The sequence below is a fragment of the Calothrix rhizosoleniae SC01 genome, assembly GCF_900185595.1.
GTDB classification, from domain to species: Bacteria; Cyanobacteriota; Cyanobacteriia; order Cyanobacteriales; family Nostocaceae; genus Calothrix_A; species Calothrix_A rhizosoleniae.
Genome location: NZ_FYBH01000285.1, coordinates 1 through 2,640, shown reverse-complemented (window position 1 = coordinate 2,640; position 2,640 = coordinate 1). Strand labels below are relative to the sequence as shown.

The following is a 2,640-nucleotide window of genomic DNA, read 5'->3' as shown; positions in this document are numbered from 1 at the left end:
GACTAATAAGTAGGTAGGCGTAAAAAAATTATCGTTTGGATAAGTTAGGGGGCAGGGGTTAGAGAGCAGAGGGAAAGAGGGTTTTAGCCTTATTTACTTTTCTTCACATAGTTTGGTTTTACTGTGCCGACTTACTTACAATTCCCTATTTACTATGACATTGTGAAGTTAAGCAATTATAAAGATTTTTCCTTGTGTGACATCTCTACTGACAATTTGTTGCTAAATGTTAAGGGCATGATCGCCTCATAGGGTATCATTTTCAGCTACTCATACCTAGTATGTCCCCATTATTAAATGATACAACAGTTAATATTTTGTTCATTTTTGTTCATATCCTATCCCCCTGGAAGGGATAATAATAGTTTTAGTAAGAAAAAACACCAAGCTATTTTTTATCTCTCCATTCTGAATTGTATTGAGGAACTCGCTGTGGTTGCTATCTCAGACACATTAAACAAAAGCCCAGAACATCTACCAAATCAAGATCGTGTTGCTGTATTACTCATGGGTTACGGAGAAGTAGAAAGCTATGAGGATTTTGCTAATTACAACGAACAAGCTTTAAATCTACTGACAGCAAAATTTGCACCCGTACCAACCTGGGTTTATCCCCCTCTGGCAAAACTATTGGCATTATTTGATCGCCATGAATGGGGACACAAGCATGATGATTTTATCTCCCCTCATAATTCTATCTTTGAAAAACAACGGGCAGGGATTGAGAAGAACCTACAAGCCAAATGGGGCGATCGAGTTCAAGTATTCAAAGCCTTTAATTTCTGTGCTCCTTTTCTTCCTTCCCAGGTATTGGAGCAAATTAAGGAGGCTGGGTTTGAGAAGTTATTGATTTACCCACTGTTAGTGGTGGATTCTATCTTCACCAGTGGCATAGCCATTGAACAAGTGAACAAAGCTCTAGATAATCTTTCTGATGGCGAACATTGGATTAAGGCTCAGCGTTATATTCCCTCTTTCTTTAATGAACCAGATTACATCCATTTGATGGCTCAGTTGGTAGAGGAAGAAATCGACTCTAGTTTAGCTAACACCCATCTTCCCTCGGAAATTGGGATTGTGTTGACAAATCATGGCTGTCCCCATAAAGCTAAAGGATTCACCTCTGGAATTAGCGAAAGTCAAGCCCTATACGAATTAGTCCGGGATAAATTAATTAACCGCTACCCCTTAATTTCTGTAGGCTGGTTAAACCATGATACACCTCTAATTGAATGGACACAGCCCAATGCTACCCAAGCAGCCAAAAATCTGATTCAGTTGGGTGCTAAAGCTATAATCTTTATGCCCATTGGCTTTGCCACTGAAAACCATGAAACTTTGTTGGATGTACACCATATTATTCATGACCTGGAAAAGCAGTATGGTAATGTCAATTACATCCAAATGCCCTGCGTGAATGACCATCCAGAATTTTTAGCAATGGCAACCCAGTGGGCTGATGCTCAAATTGCTGAATTATTCTCCGCAGAAGGGGTAACAGTCAATATCCAAGCTAATCATCATCATCATCACCACCACCATCATTAATAAATTTGTTTAATTACTGGACAGTGGCAGTTTAACCAAAGCTTTTGCTCATTAATTCCTTAATAGTACAAATCTGTGACATCAATCTAAAATTCACAATAATTTTGGGTCTTTATTTTGATCTGTTGAGAATTGCTGACTAAAGAATCAGGTTTTGAGAAACTGAAATTATGGCAGATACACAGGAGACTGGTTTTTATCACTCCATGTGTGGGGTGCATTTTCAATATCTAAGAAATTACTCTCCCAATTGCCCCTACTTTCTTAGGAAGCATCCTTGGACATAGTTTCATTTTTGCCATTGTCCAGTCAATTACTCATAAGCAAAATATTATGGATGTTAATCAATTAATCACTCGTTATGCCGTTGGAGAAAGGAATTTCAATGGTATTTTATTAACTCAAGCCGACCTACGAGGGGCAAAATTGGGTGGTGTAGATTTCGGTAGGGCTGATATTCGGGGTGCTAATCTGATACGGATAAATCTCAGTGGCGCGAATTTGAGTGAGGCAAATCTCAGTGGAGCTAACTTGGAACATGCGAATTTGAATGAAGCAATTCTCAGTGGAGCTAACTTAAATCAAGCAATTCTTATAACTGCGAATTTAAATGAATCAGATTTGAGTGGTGCATTGCTCAAAGATGCTAACTTGAGTGAAGCTGAATTACATATGGCATCCTTGAGTACAGCTGACTTAGAAGGGGCAAATCTACAGGGAGCAAAAATGAGTGGAGCCAGAATGTGGAAAGCCAATCTCAGAGGAGTCGATTTAAGTGGAGCGGACTTAAGTGAGGCAAACTTAAGTGAAGCAAATTTGACTGGAGCAAATATAACTGCTACAGATATGAGTGAAGCTTTCTTGACTGGAGCCATTATGCCTGATGGCAGTATTCATAGGTAGATTATTAATACAGGCGCAGTTTTTTGATGTCCAATATTACTCAACTACTTACTCCCCATATTCAAGACTTGGGAGGATTTAAGGCTCGTCGCAGCTTACCCCATAGCGATCGCATGATGGTCGGTCCATTTACAGCGTTTTCGAGGTAAATGAGGTACAGTTAGTATTAGTGCATCAAGAATTACAATA

Annotated in this window: 2 protein-coding genes; both read left to right on the top strand. The window is 39.2% G+C overall.

Features of this window, described 5'->3' with window-relative positions:
* Positions 1–432 precede the first annotated feature (432 nt).
* Positions 433–1,548: a ferrochelatase gene (locus CALSC_RS16940; RefSeq protein ID WP_088242484.1), complete on the top strand. Its 1,116-nt coding sequence runs from the start codon at positions 433–435 to the stop codon at positions 1,546–1,548.
* A 333-nt stretch (positions 1,549–1,881) separates the two neighbouring features.
* Positions 1,882–2,451, top strand: coding sequence for a pentapeptide repeat-containing protein (locus CALSC_RS16935; RefSeq protein ID WP_088242483.1), 570 nt, complete (start codon positions 1,882–1,884; stop codon positions 2,449–2,451).
* Positions 2,452–2,640 lie beyond the last annotated feature (189 nt).